This window comes from Flavihumibacter rivuli, assembly GCF_018595685.2.
Lineage (GTDB): Bacteria > Bacteroidota > Bacteroidia > Chitinophagales > Chitinophagaceae > Flavihumibacter > Flavihumibacter rivuli.
The window spans coordinates 1,241,075-1,264,290 of sequence record NZ_CP092334.1 but is presented as its reverse complement, the minus strand read 5'-3'; the positions used below and the strand labels follow the sequence as shown (position 1 = coordinate 1,264,290).

Sequence of the window (23,216 nt, the reverse complement as noted above, 5' to 3'; positions counted from 1 at the left end):
CTCAGGTCATTGCCCAATTTTTAGGCGCGGAAAAATTAGGCGAACGCTGCAACTAAAAAAAATTTGCCAGATGTTTGAAATCCTTATTTTGCCAACGAATTCAACTAAAACTGTCGATATGAGAAAAAGCTACAGCAAAATTGCTTGCATGCTGTTGGCCGTATTCTTCTCGATTGCTGCCTATTCCCAAGCCGTTACCGTTAAAGGAAACGTGAAGAACAGTCAGAGTCAGGATGCTGTGCCAGCCGTCTCCGTTACCATCAAGGGTACCAATATTGGTACATTTACCGATGATAAAGGAAATTTCAGCCTAACTACCAACCAAAAGCCCCCCTTCACCCTGGTATTCACCTCAATTGGTTTTGAGACCCAGGAGTTGAACGTGGCCAATGCCGACCAGTCCATCAATGTAAGTTTTGCCCCCTCTTCCCAATTGGGTACAGAAGTGGTGGTATCTGCCAGCCGGGTTCCGGAAAGGATCCTGGAGTCCCCCGTTTCCATTGAGCGGGTGAACCGCCAGGCCATCGTTACTGCGCCTGCGGCTGGTTACTATGATATCGTTGCCAACCTGAAAGGGGTGGACATGACCACTGCCTCTTTAACGTTTAAAACACCCAGTACCCGTGGTTTCAACGGTAGTGGTAACACCCGTTTTAACCAGATCGTGGATGGTATGGACAACCAGGCCCCCGGTTTGAACTTCTCCGTGGGATCCATCGTTGGCCTGAACGAGCTGGATGTTGATAATATGGAATTGCTGCCCGGCGCCTCTTCAGCGCTGTATGGTCCGGGCGGTATGAATGGTACCTTGCTGATCAACAGTAAGAACCCCTTCCGCTACAATGGTCTTTCCTTCCAGGTAAAGGCTGGTATGATGCATACGGACGGTCGCTACCGCGATGCCTCTGCTTACCATAACTGGGCTGTACGCTGGGCCCAGAAAGTAGGGGAGCGCTTTGCCTATAAGATCACCGGTGAATTCATCCATGCACAGGACTGGCTGGGTGCAGACTACCGCAACTATGCCCGTTTGGGTACCAATGGCCAGGTTATTCCCGGTACACGCGCTACCGATCCCAACTACGACGGTGTCAACGTGTATGGTGATGAAACCACTATTGACCTGATGAAGAATGTGCTGATCCCCATTGGCCAACAGGCTTATTGGCTGGATCCATATATTACCACCCTTGGTAGGAACCGCGTGATCAATGTTTCCCGTACCGGTTACACTGAAAAGGAGATCGTTGATCCCAATACCGTTAACTTCAAGCTGGGTGGTGCCATGCACTACAAGCTTACGGAGAAACTGGAAGCTGTTTTTGCAGCCAACTGGGGTACTGGTAATACTGTTTATACCGGATCCGAGCGCTATTCCCTGCGCGACCTGAAGATGGGTCAGTACAAGCTGGAACTTAACCATAAGAACTGGTATATCCGCGGTTATACTACCCAGGAGAATGCTGGCCAGTCCTACAACGCTACTGTTACCACCCGTTTGTTCAATGAAGCCTGGAAGCCTTCTGCTACCTGGTATTCCCAATATGGCCAGGCGTTCCTGGCGAACCTGCTGAACGGAAGGACAGAAGCAGAAGCCCATGCCGCCGCGCGCGCTATTGCCGATCAGGGTCGCCCTGCTGCCGGTTCAGAGCAGTTCAGGAAACTCTTTGATGCCGTGAGGAGCAAGCCCATTTCAGAAGGTGGTGGCCTGTTCGTTGACAAGACCGACCTGTATAATATCGAAGGCCAGTACAACCTTTCCTACCTGACCGGAAATGTTGCCGACATCCTTGTTGGTGGTAATTACAAGATCTACAACCTGAACTCAGAAGGTACCTTGTTCGCCGATTCAACCGGTCCGATCTCGATCACTGAATATGGTGCCTATATCCAGGCTACCCGTAAGTTCTTCGGAGATGTGTTGAAACTCTCTGTTTCTGGTCGCTACGATAAGAACGAGAACTTCAAGGGCCGCTTTACCCCAAGGGCTACTGCGGTTATCCAGGCTGCCAAGAACCACAACTTCCGTTTGTCTTACCAGACCGCCTACCGTTTCCCCTCTACCCAGCAACAGTGGATCAACCTGGCTATTGGTTCCAATGTCCGCCTGATCGGTGGTGTGGATGCCTTCAGGACCTTCTATAATTTTGATAAGAACCCTGTATTTACTGTACCAACCAGTGCAGGACAAGTGCCTACTCCTTATGAGTTCACCGAGTTCAAGCCTGAAGCCGTGCAGACCTTCGAGATCGGTTATAAGAGCCTGTTAGCCGGCGGTAAGGTTTTACTAGATGCTTACGGATACTGGGGAACTTACCAGGACTTCCTGGCCCGTACCCTGATCATGCAGGCTACCACCGGTAACCCTGCGGACCTTGCAGATCCTACCAAGCGCAGTATCTATTCTATTCCTGTTAACCTGGAAGACAAGGTGAAGACCTATGGATTCGGCCTTAGTGTGGATTATCGCTTCTACAAGAACTTCGTTGCATCCTTCAACGTTTCTTCTGATAAGCTGAGCGAGGTTCCGGAAGGGTATGTGTCCTTCTTCAATACACCTGAATACCGTACCAACCTGACCATTGCCAATTCCGGTTTCGGTAAGGACAAGCGTTTAGGTTTTGCTGCAACTTACAAGTGGCAGAAGGAGTTCTTCTACGAGAGTGATTTCGCGAACGGTACCGTTCCGGAGATCCACACGGTAGATGCCCAGGTTAGTTACAAACTGCCTAAGATGAGGTCACTGATCAAGATCGGCGCTAACAACCTGCTGAACCAGTACTACTACAATGCCATGGGTAACCCGATGGTAGGTGGCCTGTACTATGTAGGCTTTGGTTATAACGTGTTTTAATAATTGATCGACAACCTATTCAGGAAAATCAAAAAAGCATTTATGTTATCCATCATAAAGAAATTTTCAAGAAGCGGACTGATCATTGCGGGAGCGATGAGTATGCTGGCCGCCTGTAATAAAGTACCGGAAGTTGAAGATATCGCCCCGGTTACACCACCCTCCGGGCAAACCATTGCCGAGATCATTGATACCGATCCCAACTATTCCCTGTTGAAACAGGCAGTGGCCAAGGCTGGGGTTGGACCGATCCTGGCCAAGAGGGATAGTAAGCTGACCCTGTTTGCACCGGATAATGATGCCATGGCGCTTTCAGGGATCAGTTCCGGCGTGATCAATGCGTTGCCGGCTGCACAATTGGCTGCGATACTGAGTTACCATCTGGTTCCCCAGGCGGTACCGGCAGCGAATATCCCGGAATCATTCCCGAATGTGCAGATGCCCACTTTCCTTCAGCCTGACCCAACGCAGCCGTTGTTCAAGTTGTCCATTTTCCCTTCCAGGAGGGGAAATGTGGCATTCGCAAATAATATCCCGATCAAGGCGGCAGATAAGATCGCGGCAAATGGTGTGATCCATACCCCATTTGCATTGATTGCCCCTCCATCCAGGGTGTTGGCGGATACTATTGCAAGGGACACAACTTTGAGCTACCTGATGGCAGCTATCGCCAGGGCTGACCAGGGTTTGCCTGATGGTTCCAAGTTTGCGCAATACCTGTCTAATCCGTTGGTGAACTTCACGGTATTTGCACCGGACAATAATGCGTTCAGGAATTTGCTGGCATTCCTCAATCTGCCTACAGACATTACTTCCATCGGTGCTTTACCTATACAAACCGTACAAGGTATATTGGCCTACCATGTGCATGTGGCAGATGTGACTTTCCCTTTGAATCCATCAAAGATCAAGTTTGCAAGGGTATTCTCGGTGAACCTTCCTGCCACCCCAACACAAGTAAAATCACTGCTGAGTGGATTTGCTTCACCTGCGCCACCATTGGTAGTTGATGCTACCCAGGGTGTTAAGGGCTTTGTCAACCCAACCTTTTCTAAGATCATTGGTGCTGACAGGAACTGTGTGAATGGTGTATTCCACAAGATCGACCAGGTATTACTGCCTTCTCTTTAATAATGTTTTCGATACTTGAAAAAAAAAGCCGCTTCATGGAGCGGCTTTTTTTTTGAAATATTTACGACTTGATGAATGAGGTATAGGTCGCTATTAAACGTTAAACCTGAAATGCATCACGTCACCATCCTTCACGATGTATTCCTTACCCTCGATACGCAACTTACCGGCGTCGCGGCAGGCTGCTTCTGAGCCATATTGGATGAAGTCGGCATAGGCGATCACTTCTGCCTTGATGAAACCTTTCTCGAAATCCGTGTGGATTACACTGGCAGCCTGGGGGGCTTTCCAGCCTTCATGGATGGTCCAGGCACGTACTTCCTGGACACCAGCAGTGAAATAGGTCTGCAGGTTCAGGAGCTTATAAGTGGCGCGGATCAGCTTGTTCAGGGCCGGCTCGGTCATCTTGTACTCATCCATGAAAAGTTCCTTATCGGCAGGGTCTTCCATTTCGGCGATCTGCTGTTCAATGGAATTGTTCATGACGATCACTTCTGCATTCTCTGCAGCTACTGCTGCCTTCAGGGCTTCAGAATACTTGTTGCCGGTGTGCATGGAGGCTTCATCCACATTGGCAACATAGAGAACAGGTTTTTCGGTCAGGAGGAAGAGATCGGCAATGGCAGAGCGTTCTTCCTTATCGAGATGGAGTTCCCTGATATTCTTTCCGGCTTCCAGGTGGGCATAACAGCGTTTCAGGACTTCCAGCTCCGCCTTGGTCTTGGCATCGCCGGTCTTGGCCATCTTTTCTGCACGCTGCAATTTCTTCTCCACACTTTCCAGGTCCTTCAACTGCAATTCGGTATCAATGATCCCTTTGTCGCTAACAGGGTTGATAGCGCCTTCCTCACGCAGGATGTTCTCGTCTTCGAAGCAACGGATCACATGAACAATAGCATCCACTTCGCGGATATTGGCCAGGAACTTATTGCCCAGGCCTTCACCCTTACTGGCTCCTTTCACGAGACCGGCAATATCCACGATCTCGATCTGGGTAGGAACGATCCGGTTAGGCTTTACCAGTTCAGACAGTTTATAGAGTCGCTCATCCGGTACATCTACCAGTCCAACATTCGGTTCAATGGTACAGAAACGATAGTTGCTGGCCTGTGCCTTGGCGCTGGTGCTAACTGCATTGAACAGGGTTGATTTACCCACGTTTGGAAGTCCTACGATACCTGCTTGTAATCCCATCTATTGATAATTGTTGATTCAAAAATTAATGCCAGACAGCTAATGCCCGGCTTGGGTCGAAGCCCAAAAAGCGCCGCAAAGATAAGGCAATTGAACCTTGCGGTTTGCAACTTATCCATTATCTTCAAACCCGTTATAAATCAAGCCTTAAGGGGGTGGATGTTTAATCAGGAACGCCTGTCCCCACTGATGAAAAACCCATACCATGGCACTGAATATTGTCTGGATCGCTTTCTTCCTGATCGCTTTTGCGATCGCCCTGATCAAACTTGTCTTCTTCGGGGATGTGGAGATATTCAAGAAACTGGCAGACGGGATCTTCGATTCCGCCAAATCTTCCGTGATGGATGTAGCCCTACCCCTGGCAGGTACTATGGTCTTCTTCCTGGGCTTGATGAATATTGCTGAAAAGGCAGGTGCCATCCGTTTCCTGGCCCGTTACCTCAATCCCTTCATGAAGCGGATCTTCCCTGAAGTGCCGGATGGCCACCCGGCGATGGGGCAGATGGTGATGAATTTTTCTGCCAATATGCTGGGGTTGGACAATGCCGCTACCCCCTTTGGGTTGAAGGCCATGGAGAGTTTACAGAGCCTTAACCCCGATAAGGATAAGGCGACCAACGCGCAGATCATGTTCCTGGTGTTGCACACCTCAGGCTTGACCCTGATCCCCCTTTCCATCATTGCCTACAGGATATCTACCAACAGTGCGCAACCCGCCGCTATTTTTATCCCCTGTGTATTGGGTACCCTGATGACCACCCTCGCCAGTATCGTGGTGGTAGGCATCTGGCAGAGGTTGCGTTGGGATATGGTATTGATCGGTGGTTTATTGGGAACCATTGCCGCCATTGGCCTCATGATGTTCTATGTCAACAGCCTGGATGCAGCGCAAAAGGAAGTGTTTTCCAAGGTAGTAGGGAACTTATTATTGTTTGTCCTGGTAGTGCTTATTATAGTTGGAGGTGTGTGGAAGAAAGTGAATGTATTTGATGCCTTTATTGAAGGGGCAAAGGGAGGTTTCGATGTGGTGCTGAAGATCATTCCCTACCTGGTGGGTATGTTGGTGGCGATCCGGGTGTTCCGCGATTCCGGGGCCCTGGGGTATGTAACCGATGGTATGGCCTGGCTGATCCAGGCTATGGGCTTTAACACTGATTTCGTTCCTGCCTTGCCAGTGGCCATCATGAAGCCATTCAGTGGCAGTGGCGCAAGGGGGATGATGCTGGATGTTTTCAAGAACCCTGCGCTGGGACCCGATAGTTTTCCCGGATTGGCGGCCAGTATATTCCAGGGTTCTGCCGATACCACTTTTTATATAATAGCCTTGTATTTCGGCAGTGTGGGCATCAAGAAAGTGCGCTATGCTATCTGGGCCGGTTTGATCGCCGATATCATCGGGGTGATCGCAGCTGTCTTCATCGCCTATATCTTTTTCCATTGACCTAACGTACTTGCATAAACGAAAAAAGGCAGTCCCTGGAACGGGCTGCCTTTTTTAATTTTTTTGACAAGTTTAGAGGATCTGGATGCCCGCCTGGTGGTAGGGGAGCAGGCGTTCGTCCCTGGGATTGAGTTCGGTGATCAGCATATCCACTTCCTTCAGGTCGCAGATGTGCAGGGGCTGGAAGGTGTCCATTTTCTCGGCGATGGTGAGGCCGATCACTTTTTGGGAGGATTCTATCATGGCGCGTTTGATCATCACGACTTCCCAGTCATTATCGGTAACACCATGTTTGAGGTCAATGGCATTGATGCCCAGGAAACAAAGGTCAGCCTTGATGCGCTTGATCTGGTTGATCGCTTCCGCCCCGACAGTGATGCGTGAACTCTTCGAAACCTTATCGCCGATCACGATGACATCAATATTGGGGTGGTTCATGTATTCCAGCACGGTTGGGATGCTGCCGGAAATGAAAGTCGCCTTTAGTCCCGGTGGAAGGGCCTTGGCGAGTTCCATGATAGTGGTGCCGCCACTGGTCAATACAAACATGCCGTCCTTGATCAGCGAAGCAGCTTTGCGGGCGATACTTACTTTGTTCTCCAGTGAGTACACCTGGCTGGAAGTGAAGTTCACCTGGCTGAATGAATGGGATAATGCCCCGCCATGTACCTTGATGAGTTTGCCCTGGTCTGCAAGTTCCTGCAGGTCGCGACGGATCGTGTCTTCTGAAACATTGATCTCCTCGCATAGTTGTGCAGAAAGAACCTTGTTGTGCAGGTTGACCTTGTGCAGAATATAGGCCTGTCTTTCCTTCTTTAGCATAGTTAGTTGAGGTCGCTTTTTAGGATGGTAAATATGGCAAGCCTTTCGGCCTAATGTTATGAAAATAATGAAAAATGCGGTTTTTTGCGTTATTTATCTAGATTTTTCTTTGGAATGTTTGAAATCCAATTCAGGCCCGATAGAAATAAAAAAGCTGCCTGCATAAACAGGCAGCCTTAAAAAACACAGGACAGAGGATATTACCATCCAGGGTTCTGGGCCAGTTGTTTACCGGCATCCTGGTATAATTTGATCTGGTCGATCGGCAGCGGATCGAGGTAAACCTTGGGGTCAACAAAGAGTCGCTGGGTCTCCGGTTTCCAGGCCGGAACAATATAACCTTCTGCCGCATTATTCTCAATTACCACATCCTTCAGTCCGGGGTAGTCGGATCGCTTGATCCAGGCACCACGGTTGATCGATGCATTGGCCTCGGTATCTGTGTAGCCCAGTTTTTTCCAACGCCTCAGGTCATCGAGCCTGAAGCCTTCGCTCATCAGTTCGATCCTTCTTTCGCGCCTGATCTCCCAAAGCAATGGATCAACTGTTTGGTCCCTTTTCGGGTCATCATAGGCTACACCATTCACTGCGGGTAAGCCACCCAGGGTCTGCAGGGCAGGAAGCTTAACCCCGGCACGGTTGCGCAACACATTCACCGACCTGTCCAGCTCTGCCTGGGTCAGCTCGCCCAATTCCGCAACGGCTTCTGCATAATTGATCAGCACTTCACCATAACGGATGATGGGGGCGTCAGTAGGGTTGAGATTGCTATTGCCTTCGGGGGCATCCTTGATGGCTTCATTCAGGAATTTATGGGTAGCGAATCCCGAAGTAGAGAAGTTCCCTACAATGCCATTCAGCCTGTACTCCTGTACAATGGTCTGCGCCATCCGGGGGTCACGGTTGCTGAATACAGCCTGTGCGGTCTTGTCGCCCTGGTACAGCGGGGAGACCCCAATAGGAAGACCGTCATTGCAGAGATAGCTCTCCACTGCATTACGGGAAACGCCTGATTGTGGCTCCTTGTTATTGTAACTGTTCAGGGCATGGGTCAGGATGCCCGCCTCATAAGACCGGTACATGATCATTTCTGTATTCCCGGCCAGGTTCAGGGAATTGAAATTCCCCCTGTAGTTATTGCTCAGGGAATAGCGTCCGGAACTGATCAGTTCATTCGCTGCCCATTTGGCCGCCTGCAGGTAAGCAGTAGCCTTGGCTTGGTCAATATTATGGTACTTCATCCAGGTGCCCTGGAACAGGAATACCCTCGACATAAAGGCCAGTACCACATCACGGTTGATGGTCAGGCCTTTTGTGCCATCCGTTACCCTTACGTTGGCAGCGGCATACTGGAAATCGGCCAGCATGGAATCTACTACCAATGCCCTGGAATCCCTCGGTTTGTATAGCTCATCCAGGTCGTTTTCTGTCAATTCCCTGTTGTAGAAGGGAACGTCACCAAATCGGTTCACGAGGTTATGGTATTCAAGGGCCCTCAGGAACCTGCCAACGCCTGTCCAATGATTGATGGCCTCAGCAGCCAGCGGTGAATTGCTAACCCTATTGATGAAGAGGTTGGCCTTGCGAACATTGCTGAAGCTCCAGCCGCCACCTGAAGTGGGTACATTGCGGATGAACTGGGCAGGGGTGGAAGGGGCGAAATCATCATTCAGGCTCTGCCCGGTAAAATACTTACCCCAGGTATAACCGGAACCATAACCATCAAAATAGTCAGCATAAAAGCCATAGGCAAAGGAGCGGACATTGGTTTCGTTGGTCCAGTAAGTGTCATCGGTTACTACATCCTGCGGGTTACGGACCAGGAAATCTTTTTTACAGGCACCGAGTGAAAGGGCCAGTAATGCTATAGATAAGATACGTGCTTTCATTGTAGTCATTTAATTGTTTAGAAATTCACCTGTACACCAAATGAATAACTCCTCCTGAAAGGATACACCCTACCGAATGTATTGCTGTCATTCCTTCCTGCAGTGGTCAGGTCAACTTCAGGATCGATAGGCAGTTTCAGGTGATCGATCTCGGCAAGGTTCTCACCGCTTACATATACCCTCAGCCTTTGCAGGTGGATCTTGCGAACCAGGTTTACAGGCAGGCTATAACCAATTGAAAGGTTCTTCAAACGGGTATAGGACATATTCAGCAGGTACCTGGTCTGGGGCAGGAAGTTCCTTGCATTATTGGTATTGTTATGGTCGGTGGGACGCGGATAGAAAGCATTGGGGTTCTCCGGAGTCCAGTAATCCAGCTGGTGGGCAAACCATGCTTCACCGGTGCGGTAACCAGGAATGGCGATCGGACCATTGGCCCAGTAATCGCGCTTACCCACGCCCTGAACGAACATGTTGAAATCAATACCTTTCCAGGTAAGTCCCAGGTTAAGACCATACATGTAACGCGGAGTAGTGTTACCGATCACTTTCTGGTCACCCGGATTGTCAAGGGTATTGGTCCCGAAGTCAACCTTGCCATCATTGTTCAGGTCCTTGTATTTGATGTCGCCGGGACCGTAGAAGAACCAGCTGTTCTCATACACCGACTGTGAAGGCACGCCCTTGGCCATAACATAACGACCGTTCTGCAGGATCAGGTTGCCATTGGCATCCTGTTCGAAGTCGTTTTTGTCGAAGAACCTGTCTGTTTCATAACCCCAGATCTCACCCAGCACTTTTCCTTCATACAAGCTGGTGATGACATTGGTGGTATTGGCATAACGGGTTACCTTTTCCTGGAAGTCGGAGAGGACAGCCGTTACATTCAGGGTCAGGTCCTTGTTGAAACTGTGCCTGAAGTCAACAGCCAGTTCCCAACCATTGGTCGTGATCTCTGCATAGTTGCGTGCAGGTGCTGCCGTACCCAGGGTTGCAGGAAGTGTGGCCCCAGAAGTAATGATGTCACTGGTCTTCCTGATATACCTGTCGAAGCTGATGCCCAGCTTATTGTTGAAGAAGCGTGCATCAACACCGAAATCAAGGGTGCTGACTGTTTCCCAGGTAAGTGAAGGGGAAACATAGTTGGGGGTAGTAAAGGTGGGAATATTGTTGCCTCCGATCACCCAACCTGATGAAGTAGAGCGAAGGGTAGAGAGGAACCTGTTGGAACCCACATCCTGGTTACCGATCGAACCATAGGAGGCACGCAGTTTGAGGAAGGACAGCACGTTCTCAGAGAAGGCCATGAACTTCTCCTTGCTCAGTACATAACCAACCGACAAGGAAGGGAAGAAGGCCCATTGGTCGTTCTTGGGGAATTTGGAAGAGCCATCAAAACGGCCGTTCAGTTCCAGCAGGAACTTGTCCTTAAAGGCATAGTTGATCCTTCCGAAATAGCCCCTGGTGGCCCATTCGCCGCGACCTCCGCCTACGAACTGATCACCTGTTGCCAGGGGAAGTTCCGGCTGGTCGGGGTTCACCAATGTCCTGCGTTCTGAATATTGCGACCAGCCTTTGTACCATTCTACATCAGTACCGGCGATCACTTTCAGGTCATGCTCACCAATGTTCTTCTTATAGGTGGCAAAGGCCTTGATGGTGTGCATTTCATTCCACCAGGAAGTATACCTCACCTTATCATAGGAAGGGGAAGTGTACGTAGAATAGTTCAGGTTACCACCACCTGCCCAAAAGTTATAGGCAGTAACGGTTCCACCCGCCTGGTGTTCCACATCGTTATTTCGTGTGTAGTTGTAGTCTGCATCCAGGGTAAGGTCCTTGTGCAATTTAAAAGTTGACCCCAGGTTGATCCGTCCAAAATTGGCGTCATAGGAAATATTGTTGGACTGCTCGGTTTCCGTCAATGCACTGCGGAAAGGCTTGCCTTCGTAAGTGCCATAAGGATAGACTGCCGGCCAGCGAAGCAGGTAATACCATGGGTCATAGGTATCGCCTCCAAAGGAATAGGGGCGGGTGGTCTGTGTCTTGCTCAGGAATACCTTGGAACGCAGGTCCATCCACTCATTCACCTTGGCGGTAAAACCAACGGTGGCGTTCATACGATCGAACTTGTCAGGGTTGGCTTTCAGCACACCGGTTTGACCGAGGTAGCCCACACTGGCGAAATAGGTTGATTTGTCATTGCCACCAGAAATGCTCAGGTCATGCTTTTGCTGGGGCATCCAGTCCCGCATGAACATTTCGCCTGCATCCCATGGGCGGTAGAAGTAGAGCTGGCCGCTGCGAATTTCAAAGTCACGACCCAGCACCATTTCCGGTCCAAGGTCCTGTCCGCCGTATTGCTGCTGCCACTCACGCATTTTCTGGATACCGATCTCGTCGAAATACATGCCCACTACGCCAAATCTTGTGGTGGAAGGATTTACCCGCTGCATGGCCTTGAATGCCATTTCTGTTCCTTCCACTGCAGGTGCAACCTGCGGGGTAGTGGTTGGTTTGGAGAAGGCAAAGTTGTTCGAATAGGTAATGGTAGCCTTGGCATTGCGCTTACCGCCTTTCGATGTGATCAGGATAACGCCCCATGCGGCACGAGTACCGTAGATAGAGGTTGCTGCCGCATCTTTAAGCACGGAAATGCTTTCAATGTCTTCCGGGTTCACCATGTTCAGGGATGGGATCTCCACGTTGTCCAATAGGATGAGGGGCTTGGCGCCTGATCCGTTCAGCGAACCGGAAAGGCCCCTGAGGGTGATGGTGGGGTTCTGGCCCAGGGCACCACTCGCATTGGTGATCGATAATCCCGGTACGGCACCTTGCAAGGCATTGCCCACATCGGTGACAGGCCTTGATTGCAATACCTTCTTCACATCCACTGATGACACGGCACCGGTAAGGTTGGCTTTTTTCTGTGAGCCATATCCCACTACCACTACCTGGTCGAGGTTGGCTTCTTCCGCTTGCAGGTAAATGGTAACGTTCATGGCCTTGCCAACATTTACCGTTTGCTTTTGGAACCCAACACTGGAAACGGTAATGCTGGTTATGCCATTCGGCATTTCAATGGAAAAATTACCGGATTCATCCGATGCAGTTCCTTTTTGGCCTGCTACCACAGAAGCGCCGGCAATGGGCTTTTTGGTAGCATTATCCAGGACCTGCCCGGTTAAGGTTTGCCCCAGTACGATGCCCGACAGGCAACAGAAAAAGGCAAATAACAACAGAGACTTGATCTTTCTCATGTGATTGTTATGGTTTTGGTTAATGAAATAGGGTTAAAATCGAATGAGTTTTCCTTCTGTAGTAGTGACCCAGATCCTTTTGTTGCGGTCCTGTACAATGCCATTGATGGCGGCATTGCCCACTTTGTATTTCCAGGCCAGTTCACCGCCTGCTTCATGCAGGACGATCAGCTCGCCGTTCTTAGTTCCCGCATATACGTAACCGTTATATGATCGAATTGGGCAAGGGTTGTGTTCATAGCCGAACCTGGCATTGGTGGCCCATTTGATATGGAAGCTGCTGTCCAATGCCGGAACGGCAATGATGCTGTCGTTCATGAGCTTGGCATAAATGGTTTGGCCATCCCTGCTCTGGCCCATGGACTCCCTTACTTTGTATTGGTTGTTGCGCCACACTGTTTGTCCGGTACGGATGTCGATTGCCGTCATGTAGCGATCGGGGGCAACGATGAAGACCTTATCCGAGTAGATGGCAGGTACCACATTTCCCGGTGAGTAAAGTTTCTGGCTGTTGCCATTGTTCCATTTCCAGCGGGTGGTTCCGGTTGCCTTGTCTATGCAATGCAGGAAGGTGTCCCATGCCCCCACTACAATTACTTCATTGCTGATGGCAGGCCTGGCCTGTAACTGCCCGGTAAAGTCCCGGTTCTCCCAGATGACCTTCCCCGTATTCAGGTCAATACAGTAAAAACTGCCGCTGCCGGCTCCAATAAATATCCTGTCCTGCTCAATGACAGCTTCGCCTATGATGGGGGCTTTGATAGCGGTGGTCCAGTATTTCCGGCCACTGGAAGCCTCGAAGCAGGACAGTTCCCCGGTTGTGGTCCCGATCACGATCCTATCATTGGAATAGGCGGGCGTCGCATACAATGTTCTTTCCAGGTTTATGGACCATAATTCTTTTTTACTGCGGGTATTGATCGCCGTTAGTTTGCCGGTTGAATTGCCTATTGCGATCCTGTTCTTGCCGGCTATCACCGGTGCGCTGAAAATGCTGGATGAATCCTGGAAAATATAATCCGGTTGGTGGGCCGGGTAGGTCTTATTGATGGAATAGTCGGGCAGTTTGCCATTCACCTTAATAGTGGCGATACTGCCGGTATTGAGTGCTGAGCGGTAGAACAGCCTGGGCTTTTCCTGGTTGACCAGTTTTTCTTCGATCAATACGCTGTCGCCCCAAAGGCTAACGATATTGTAGCCTACTCCATCAGTGCCTTTCGGAAGGCTCGACCTTCCCATGATGCCGGTAATGCCATCGAAATTATGGACCGACAAGCGATGGCCGTGACCACAGAGCGCGAGTAATGCCTGGTGTTCTTTCAGGATGCCGGTGACCTCATACCAGTTGTCTAACCCGTCACCCAAAGGATAATGGGCAAGAGAGATGAGTTTGGCATTGGCTGGTTTCTTATTGGTGAGTTCCTGCCGTAGCCATACCAGGTCTTCCTGCTTCACATGGCCATCACCCATCTTAAGGTAGGGACCGGTATTGAAGCCGACAAAGAAATAGTCCTTATAGGAAAAGGAGAACCTGTCTGCCTTCCAGAGTTGGAGGTAGGTGTTGCCCGCACTTTCCGACCAGTTGGTTTCGTGGTTGCCTGGAAGGATATGATAAGCGGGCTGTAGTTTTCCCAGGATACGGTGAACGGACTGTAGTTCTGCGTTGGAACCGGTATTGGTAATGTCGCCGGTGATCACCACAAAGTCGAAGGCCTGTTGGTTGATGTCCCTGACGATCTCTTCCAGGTTGGCTTCGCTTTCGATACCGGGGCTGACATGCAGGTCGGTCAGAAAGGCAAAACGGACAGCTTGCCCCAGGGCAATGGCATTCAAGCCTGCAAGCAGGAGTAGTAATGGCAGCAATCTTTTCGTTAACACTGTGTGTTCGTTTCTAAGGGTTATATGATCGTTATTCCTTTATTGGCATATGGCTCCAGCAGGGCATCCCCGGGAGGTAGCTCCGTGACTAAATAATCCAGGTCCTCCACCGGGCCGATCGATAGTGGCTGGCAAGTATTGATCTTCTCTGAAATGGTCAACCCAACTACCTTCCTGGCCGATTCTACCATGGCCTTCTTCAGCAGCACCACTTCCCATTCGTTATCTGTAAGTCCCCAGGCAAGGTCAATGGCATTGATGCCCAGGAAGCATAGGTCGGCTTTGATGGACCTGACCTGTTCAATGGCCTGGCTACCAGAGGTGATGCGGGCAGACTTTGAAAGTTTATCACCGACCACGATCACTTCAATATTGGGATGGTTCATGTATTCGAGCAGTACAGGAAGGCTACCGCAGACAAATGTGGCCTTCAGGTCAGGGGGAAGCGCCTTGGCCAGTTCAATGATGGTAGTCCCGCCGGAAGTCAGTACGAACATGCCATCTTCGATAAGGGCCGCAGCCTTGGCGGCGATGGTTTTCTTCTTATCGGAAGAATAGACCTCGTCCTGGTTCCAGTTATTGATGGCAAAGGAGCAGGAGAGGGCCCCTCCATGCACTTTAATGATCTTCCCTTCGCTGGCCAGTTCAAGGAGATCGCGGCGGATGGTATCTTCAGACACCCTGATCTCCTCGCACAACTGGGTCGAAAAGATCCTGTTATGGAGGTTAACCTGCTTTAAAATCAGTGCCTGTCTTTCCTTCTTTAACATGTGGAGCCTTATCTACTTGTTCTGAAAAATTGACTCGACAAAGTAGTTATAAAGACGCACAAGTCGGCATTAAAAAGACAAATACTGCAATTATTAGGCAATTAAATGTGAAATAAACCGCAAAAAATTGCGAAAATCCGGTTTTATTCAGGTGGGGATGGTCGTTGAAAAGAAGGGAAAAATGGAAATTACCCGATTCGGCAAACATTTCCCCGGATCTTTTGAATAGGTTAAAGGGTGCAGAAAGACGCATAGTCTTGCTGGCCACTAAGGGATGGCTAAAAACTGGAAAGCGTATCTAAAGTTCAGGATGGATTGGCCTTGCCCCTGGAGAGCAGCAGTAGACCCAATACAACTGACACTACGGCACCGATCAGGACGGCCAGTTTAGCGATGTCCTGGTGAATGACATCCGTAAACGCCAACATGGTGATGAAGATGGACATGGTAAAACCTATTCCCGCCAGGGCACCCATTCCGATCAGTTGGGTCCAGTTACTGCCTTCCGGTTTTTCGCCCAGGCCGGTCTTAACGGCCAGCCAGGAGAAGAGGCTGATACCGATGGGTTTTCCCAGGACCAGTCCGAGCAGGACACCCCAGCTTAGGGTAGTGGTCACTGCTTCGGTGAAATTTCCGGGGATGACAATCGCAGTATTGGCCAATGCAAATAAGGGGAGGATCAGGAAATTGACCGGGTCATGAAGGGCATGCTCATAATCAGGTAGTTTGTCCAGCGGAACAAGCAAGGCGGTTATTACACCTGCAATGGTGGCGTGGATACCGGAATTGAAGATGCAATACCAGATCAGGATTCCACCCAGTACAGTTACCAACCAATGGTGTAAGCGAAACCGGTTGATCAATTCCAGGGCAATGACTACGAGGGCGGCATACAATAAAAAGTTCCAGGAAATATCGCCACCATAAAAGAGTGCGATCACCAAAATGGCTCCGAGGTCATCAATAATGGCCAGTGCCATCAGGAAGACCTTGAGGGTTACAGGAACCCTTGAGCCCAATAGGGAAGCTACCCCAAGGGAAAAGGCAATATCTGTGGCCATGGGTATTCCCCAGCCGGCATGGTATTCTGTATTGGCATTGAAAGCTACATAGACCAGGGCTGGAACGATCATGCCACCGATGGCTGCTGCGGCCGGCAGGATGGCTTTCTTGAAAGAAGACAATTCACCATCTAATAGTTCCCTTTTGATCTCCATGCCTACCAGGAAAAAGAAAATGGTCATCAGGCCATCATTGATCCAGTGCAGCACACTGTGGGGCACATGTAACCATTCAGGGAAATGCAGTTCCTTTTCTATATAGCCTATCCAGGTTGCACTCCAGTTGCTGTTGGCGAGGAAGAGGGATAGCAGGGTGCATGCCAGCAAGGTGATGCCAACTGCGCGGCTATCCTTAATGAATTCCTGGATCGGACTGATCAGTCCTTTGCGGATGATCTTCCTGAGTCTTGGAAATGCAGCCATAGTATTAGTTTATTGCGTTTGCGGCGCTTCAAACAATTCAAACCTGGTCTTTGGCCTCCTCTTTTCCAGCCATTGGAAACTCCTCAATTTCATCTCATCGTGGTTCACCTGGCCAAAGGGGGTCATGGTACCGTTTACCTCGCTCCTGAACACTACTTTATTAAGCTCCTTATTGAGAAAAAAGATGTCGATCACATCGGCAGTCGCCCTGTTCACCCCCACATAGGCCTGTTGGTCATCCTGGGCGTAATAGATGCTTTCTGCCGATCCTTTGGCCCGCATGTTATCAATGGCACCATCCTTGAAATAGCCATTCAGTGTATTGCCCCTGAGCTGGTTATAATACCCTGCTTCAGTGCGGTTGATGACCATGCCGTTCTCAAATACATAAACCCTTTCCGGATCCTTGTTACGGGTATACAAATAAATGGTATCGCCTGTCACCTGGCTTCCTGAGGCCCATACGATGGGCTGCTGGAAAAGCCTGAATACGGAATCCACGCCTGAATAAAAAAGGCTGTCAGCAACGGCCTGCAGGGAATCGGAAAAGATGCGCACATGATGATAGGCCTGGAAGAACCGGTTTCGGTTAGTGGTATCCGATGGACTGATCACGGTGGCATCCTTGATGGTATCCTTATTCAGGAAGGTACGGTCATAGTTGGCCATATCGGTTAGCCTGCCGGAAAACAAGGTGTCCGCTGTTACGTAGATGGAATCCTTATCCTGCTGGATGATCAGGATCGGGTTCTGCGTGGCCAGCAGGGTATTCTTTTTTTTGTTGGCATTGATATCATTGGCAATGATGGCGATGCCCTGTGCCGAATCCCTGAATACTGCATTGCCCCTGGCAAAACTTTCGCCAGTATTGTCATCGAAACCAACCTCATCGCCAATCACTGTGGTTCCCTTGTCCTTGATCACCGGCCTTTTCCCAAAGCGGGCCAGCTTGTTCTTCATGTCGTAATAACCTTCAGATGTCGTGATATTACGGTTGCTGGTGTCCTGGATAAAGGTCTGGGTAATAAAGGTGGCGATCTGTGTATCGGTATTATACAAAAGGGAATCTGCGTGGAGGATATACTGAGGATCCTTAAGGTTAACATTCTTCTTGAAGTATACATCCTTCATGTCCCCGTAGTAAGTGGCTTCCTCACTGGTCAGTACGGTCTTGCCATTCACCACCTTCCCGCCTTTGGTATAGGTACCGATCTTGGTCTGGGTATCGTATTCGAGTTCATTGGTGGTAAGCACACCTTTGCCATCGGTCAGTCGTACATTCTTTTTCAGGTAGGCCTTCTTGGTATTCCCGTAATAGATGAGGTATTGGGAATAGGTATGGATGCTGTCTGCATCATTGATATGCACATTGCCGAATGCCTCTATCAGGTTATCCTTTCGGTTGAATACCGCGCTGTCACAGTAGAACAGGGTGTTCTCCTGCTGCAGCACCACGTTCCCTGCCAGCATCTGGTATTCCGTGAGGCTGTCGCGCTTCTCATACCTGAGGCGGTCTGCCTTTTTAATGATCACCAGTTGCGAGCTGTCATTGGCTGCCATGATGCGGACCTGGGCCCTGGCTGCCATGAACAGGAAGAGGCCCATCAATAAAGTCAGTAGCTTTTTTCCTTCCCTCATCTTACTGTTGCTGTGGAGCATTGGTTGAATCATTCAATGGAGCTGATAGTGGGGTGCTCTTATCTTTCTTTCCAAATACAGACACATTCACATAGCGCTTGGGATGGGTCTTGAAATCATCCAGCAGGATGTTCAGGCTCCTGGTAGTATTGGTGAGGTTGTTGTATAATTTGGGATCATTGATCAACAGGCCGAGTGATCCATCCCTGCTATTGGCTTTCGCCAGCAGGGTATTGAGGCCTTCAATGGATTTCTTCAATTCCGCAATGGTGCTTTCAAGTTCTGCATTGGCCAGCTTGCCAGTGGCTTTCTCCACATTATCCAGCGTGCTGTTGATCTTTTCGTTATTGCCCGCAAGGTTGGCGGTGATGGTATTCACATTGGCGAGTGACTGGTTCAATGCACTGTTCTGGGCGTTCATCAACTTGTTCAGCGCATTGGATGCTGCAGTGAGGTTGCTGACGATCTGGTGAAAATTCTTTTTGGTTGCGGGATCAAAATAAGTGCCGGCTACTTCCACCAGTGAATCTAATGATTGCAAGGTGCCGTCCAGCGTTTTGATGGCGGGGTTGATATTTCCCTTTACTTCGTCCATTAGTCCCACTACTACTTTAGTGCCAAGGGTATCGCCATCCGCAAGGAAAGCGGTGCTGTTCCCCGGTTCGATGATGAGGGTGGCCCCACCGAGAAGGTCCTGTGAAATATAGGCTACCGAATTGCTGGGGATGTTGATATCCCTGGCAAGGTTGATGGTAACGATGATGCCATCTCCAATATTTCGGGATTTTTCCTGCATACTATACACCATGCCTACCTGCAATCCATTGATGAGGACAGGGTTGGAATTGGCCAGGCCGTTCACCTTTGGAAATACGGCATAGATCTTATGGTTCTTGTCGAACAGGTTCTTCCCTTTCAGGAAATTGAATCCCAGGATCAGGAAGGTGATCGCCACAGCGGCCATTACACCAATCTTCGTTTCGTTGGAAATTTTCATTCTTCTTGTTTTATCAGGATAGCCGTATGCTGCGGCCTATCCATAAGGAACAGGTCAAAAGTAATTAAAGTTTGTTGCTGGTCAGGTAAATGGTAGGGAATATGGGAACCTGTATTATTTCCCTGCTGGCCGGGAAGTAACCCTGGGATTTTCAATTTCTTGTTTGTACCTGCGGAAGGCGGCCATAATGTTGTTCACCACTTCTTCCTGTCCGGCTTCGCTATTGAGGTATTCTTCTTCCTCCTTATTGGAGATGAATCCGGTTTCGATCAGGATACTAGGCATGCCGGTTGCCTGCAACACCCAGATACCTTTGTTATTCCTTTGCTTCACCCCATAGCTTTTCCTTCCTGCGGTTTTGAATTCATCTTCTACATAACTGGCCAGGAGGGCGGAGTTACGGAAGAAGAACTTGGTGTACAACTGGGCCCTGATCCTGGCTTCAGGGGAGTTCAGGTCAAGCACGTTGGTGGAGTCGGCAATTTCCGCTTCACCACCTTCATCCATGTTGATGAATTCGCTTTTATCGTCGCTGCGGTCTGCTGCCCAGATATAGGTTTCCGTTCCAACCCTTTCGTTCTTCACATAGTAGGATTCATAGATGGGCTGCTGGATGGTCTTCTTCCTCCTGCGTTTGCCGGAGCCGGTATACACCACCTTTGGTTTATACCCGACAATCCTTTTGGCATACCATCCTCCGGCTTTCTGGCCTGCTGCATTCAGGTGGATGCTGATGAACAGGTCGCCCTTGGCCTCATTGGCCATATTGGCGCGGTTAACCAAACCCTGTCTTACGTTGGTGGCTCCGCCGGGAAGGGCATCGGAGGTACGGGTATAAATAAACTTGATGTGGGGATATTCTTTTTCCAGTGCCTTGCCCAGCTTCATGCTGATCTGCAGGGCCACTTCGGCTTCTGTAGAGAAAAGCCCGCGGGCACCCGGATCAATACCACCATGTCCCGGATCGATGATCACTGTACGCAGGGCATTGCGGGATGATCCCTGTGCCAATAGGGATTGTGAAATATTTAAGAAAAGCACCGCAGCACTAACGATATGCAATAGGGTCTTGATTCTTTTCATCATAGAATATCCTTTGTTTAATGGGTTTACGCCAGTTCCTCCTCTACATACCGGCTGAATCACTATTTTTGCCCCCATTCTTCAATATGATCAACGGCGGCAAATTTAGTTTAAAATACAGTTTGTCAGGGCTTTTTGCGCTGGTTCTTTGTCTGGTTACCCTTCTTGGCTTCGCTAATTATCCTGAAAACAAGAATTTTTACAAGAGCTTAACAGTCCTGCAGACCGATACCGTACCCCTTCAACCCAACAAGGATACTGTCCCTGTGCAGGTTCAAAAGGTGGATACCCTGAATGTAAAAGTGTCTGCCGACTCCCTGGATGCGCCTGTCCGCTATAGCGCCAGCGACTCCATGGTGCTGGAAGTGCCCACCAAGAAGATCACCCTGTACAACAAGGCCACTACCAAGTACAAGGATCTTGACATGAGTGCATACAAGATCGAACTGGACCAGCCCACCCAACTGGTGGTAGCCACCTATACTACCGATAGTTTGGGCCAGCAGCAGGGCAAGCCCCATTTCGTGCAGGGGGAAAGCAATATGGATGCAGACTCCATCATCTATAATTTCAAGACCCAGAAAGGTATCACCAAGAGCACTTATACCCAGCAGGGAGAAATGTTTGTGTATGGGGAAAGGATCAAGAAGGTATCGGTGAATGATTTCTATGCGCAGTATGGGCGTTTCACTACCTGTAACCTCGATACCCCTCACTTCTCCTTCAGGACCAAGAAACTCAAATTGGTCAACAAGAAGGTGGCGGTCACCGGACCGATCCATCCGGAGTTTGAAGGGGTTCCTGTTCCTATTTACCTGCCTTTTGGCTTCTTCCCCTTGTCATCGGGCAGGCATTCCGGTATCCTGCCACCGCAGTTCACGGCTAATGAACAGTTTGGTCTTGGTCTCGAAGGGTTGGGCTATTACAAGGTCCTGAACGACTATTTCGATTTGATGATCCGGGGTGATATTTATTCCTACGGCGGTTACCGTGCGGTGCTGACCCCCACCTACCGAAAGCGTTACCGTTACCAGGGGCAACTCAACCTCGCATACCAATCCACCAGGATCCTGAGCAATAGTGGCAAGGCTGATTTTGAAACCAACAAGAGTTTCAATATCCGCTGGAACCATTCCGCCGATAGCAAGGCAAGACCGGGTACTACTTTCCAGGCCAGTGTGAATGCGGGTTCTACCCAGTATAACCAGTTCGTGGGGGTGAACCCGAATATCAATTTCACTAACCAGTTGTATTCCTCCATCTACTATACCAAGAATTGGGATAACAGGTTCAACCTGACCCTTAACGCGGGTCATGACCAGAACAGCCGTACCCGGTTGATCAATATCCGCCTGCCGGAAGGTTCCTTTACCGTGAACAACTTTTATCCTTTGCAGAAGAAGGAATTTGTGGGCGAACCCAAATGGTATGAGAAACTGGGTATTGGTTTGAACTCCCAGTTCAGGAACCAGGTCTCTTTCTATGATAGTGCTTTCTCCTTCTCCCAATTGATCGATACCCTTCAATGGGGGGCGCAGCATACCGTTCCCATTACCCTTGCCTTGCCTGCGTTGGGGCCTGTCCAGATCTCCCCAGGCATGAGTTATAATGAGCGTTGGTATGCCCAGCAATTTGTACGTTCCTGGAATCCGACCAAAGAAGGCCTGGATACCTCCATTACCAAGGGCTTCTTTACGGCCAGGGATGTGGCTTTCAGTATTGCCTTGAATACAGCCATCTTTGGTAAGTTCGAGAATTTTGGCAAGAACAGCAGGATCCGGGCCATCCGCCACGTGATCAGGCCTTCGGTCAGTGCCAACTACAAACCCGACCTGAATGGGAAGGACCATTATACCACCCAGATCGACACCCTGGGAAACAAGTTCCGGTTCTCTAAATATGATGGAAGCCTGTATGGTGCTTTCAGCGAAGGAACATTCGGGGGCATGAGTTTTACCCTCGACAATAACCTTGAAATGAAGGTGAGGGATAAGAAAGATACATCAGCAGAAGCGATCAAGAAGGTCCGCCTGATCGATGGTTTCGGTATTTCCGGTAGTTATAATTTCCTCGCTGATTCGTTCAAGCTATCCACTTTCAATGTTTACCTGCGGAGTACCCTTTTTGAGAAGGTCAATTTTACCGCTTCCGCCAATATTGATCCCTATAAAACGGACAGCAGGGGATTCAGGATCGACGAGTATGCCTGGTCAGGAGGTAATTTTTCCCTTGGAAGGATCACGTCCGGAAACATCGCGGTATCTACTTCCTTCCGCAGCAAGGAGAAGAAGAAAGTTGAAAAGGCCCAGGATGACCTCGTGAAATCAGGGGCCCTGCCTATGACCATGGATGAACAGCAGGCGCAGCTGAATTATATCCGGAACAACCCGGCAGAATTTGCAGATTTCAATATTCCCTGGTCATTGAATGTATCCTTCTCCCTGAGTTTCTTTAGCAGGTTAAAGAATGATTATTCGGGGTATCAGACAGAATTGAATTCCAGCATCAACCTGAGCGGTGATTTCAACCTTACGCCCAAATGGAAGATGGGGGCCAACACTTTTTATGATTTCAGGAGTACCTCCATCCAACAGCTAACGATGTTCCTTAGCCGAGAATTGCATTGCTGGCAGTTGGGTATCAACATTACACCGGTTGGGCTTTACCGATCGTTCAATATCACCATCAATCCCAAATCAGGGTTGCTGCGCGACCTGAGGGTAAACAGGAGCCGGTATTTCTATACGCAATAAAAAGCTTATCCAGTACTTA

General features: G+C 49.6%; 14 protein-coding genes. 4 read left to right on the top strand and 10 right to left on the bottom strand.

The window, feature by feature from the left end; translation table 11 throughout:
• The first annotated feature begins 118 nt into the window (after positions 1-118).
• A complete protein-coding gene (locus KJS94_RS05615; protein WP_214446333.1) occupies positions 119-2,854 on the top strand; it encodes a TonB-dependent receptor in 2,736 nt (911 codons plus the stop codon).
• A gap of 42 nt (positions 2,855-2,896) precedes the next feature.
• On the top strand, positions 2,897-3,985 hold the full coding sequence (locus KJS94_RS05610; RefSeq protein WP_214446332.1) for a fasciclin domain-containing protein: 1,089 nt from the start codon (positions 2,897-2,899) through the stop codon (positions 3,983-3,985).
• A 93-nt stretch (positions 3,986-4,078) separates the two neighbouring features.
• Here KJS94_RS05610 and ychF read toward each other — a convergent pair whose 3' ends face one another.
• A complete protein-coding gene (gene ychF, locus KJS94_RS05605; RefSeq protein WP_214446331.1) occupies positions 4,079-5,179 on the bottom strand; it encodes a redox-regulated ATPase YchF in 1,101 nt (366 codons plus the stop codon).
• A gap of 205 nt (positions 5,180-5,384) precedes the next feature.
• On the opposite strand from ychF, the gene KJS94_RS05600 reads away from it, so the two are divergent.
• Complete coding sequence (locus tag KJS94_RS05600) at positions 5,385-6,623, top strand: nucleoside recognition domain-containing protein (RefSeq protein WP_214446330.1); 1,239 nt, start codon at positions 5,385-5,387, stop codon at positions 6,621-6,623.
• 72 nt (positions 6,624-6,695) lie between these two features.
• Here KJS94_RS05600 and KJS94_RS05595 read toward each other — a convergent pair whose 3' ends face one another.
• The 9 genes from KJS94_RS05595 to KJS94_RS05555 all read right to left on the bottom strand — a co-directional run bounded on the left by KJS94_RS05595 (position 6,696) and on the right by KJS94_RS05555 (position 20,447).
• Positions 6,696-7,445, bottom strand: a complete 750-nt coding sequence (locus KJS94_RS05595; protein WP_214446329.1) for a DeoR/GlpR family DNA-binding transcription regulator — start codon at positions 7,443-7,445, stop codon at positions 6,696-6,698.
• Positions 7,446-7,645: 200 nt separating this feature from the next.
• Complete coding sequence (locus KJS94_RS05590; protein WP_214446328.1) at positions 7,646-9,334, bottom strand: RagB/SusD family nutrient uptake outer membrane protein; 1,689 nt, start codon at positions 9,332-9,334, stop codon at positions 7,646-7,648.
• A gap of 17 nt (positions 9,335-9,351) precedes the next feature.
• Positions 9,352-12,594 carry a SusC/RagA family TonB-linked outer membrane protein gene (locus KJS94_RS05585; protein ID WP_214446327.1) on the bottom strand — a complete coding sequence of 1,081 codons (3,243 nt, stop codon included), beginning with the start codon at positions 12,592-12,594 and terminating at the stop codon, positions 9,352-9,354.
• Between the two features lie 33 nt (positions 12,595-12,627).
• Positions 12,628-14,472, bottom strand: a complete 1,845-nt coding sequence (locus KJS94_RS05580) for an outer membrane protein assembly factor BamB family protein (protein WP_214446326.1) — start codon at positions 14,470-14,472, stop codon at positions 12,628-12,630.
• Positions 14,473-14,492: 20 nt separating this feature from the next.
• Positions 14,493-15,242: a DeoR/GlpR family DNA-binding transcription regulator gene (locus tag KJS94_RS05575; protein WP_214446325.1), complete on the bottom strand. Its 750-nt coding sequence runs from the start codon at positions 15,240-15,242 to the stop codon at positions 14,493-14,495.
• Between the two features lie 305 nt (positions 15,243-15,547).
• Complete coding sequence (gene nhaA / locus KJS94_RS05570) at positions 15,548-16,726, bottom strand: Na+/H+ antiporter NhaA (RefSeq protein ID WP_239804304.1); 1,179 nt, start codon at positions 16,724-16,726, stop codon at positions 15,548-15,550.
• Positions 16,727-16,735: 9 nt separating this feature from the next.
• A complete protein-coding gene (locus tag KJS94_RS05565) occupies positions 16,736-18,397 on the bottom strand; it encodes an OstA-like protein (RefSeq protein WP_214446324.1) in 1,662 nt (553 codons plus the stop codon).
• Entirely contained in the window at positions 18,366-19,361 is a 996-nt protein-coding gene (locus KJS94_RS05560) for an MlaD family protein (protein WP_214446323.1), read from the bottom strand. Before KJS94_RS05560 ends, KJS94_RS05565 begins: the two co-directional genes overlap by 32 nt.
• 114 nt (positions 19,362-19,475) lie before the next feature.
• The gene (locus KJS94_RS05555) at positions 19,476-20,447 is read right to left on the bottom strand and encodes an N-acetylmuramoyl-L-alanine amidase family protein (protein WP_214446322.1); all 972 of its coding nucleotides are present in this window, start codon (positions 20,445-20,447) and stop codon (positions 19,476-19,478) included.
• Positions 20,448-20,566: 119 nt separating this feature from the next.
• On the opposite strand from KJS94_RS05555, the gene KJS94_RS05550 reads away from it, so the two are divergent.
• Complete coding sequence (locus KJS94_RS05550; protein WP_239804303.1) at positions 20,567-23,197, top strand: putative LPS assembly protein LptD; 2,631 nt, start codon at positions 20,567-20,569, stop codon at positions 23,195-23,197.
• Positions 23,198-23,216: the final 19 nt, after the last annotated feature.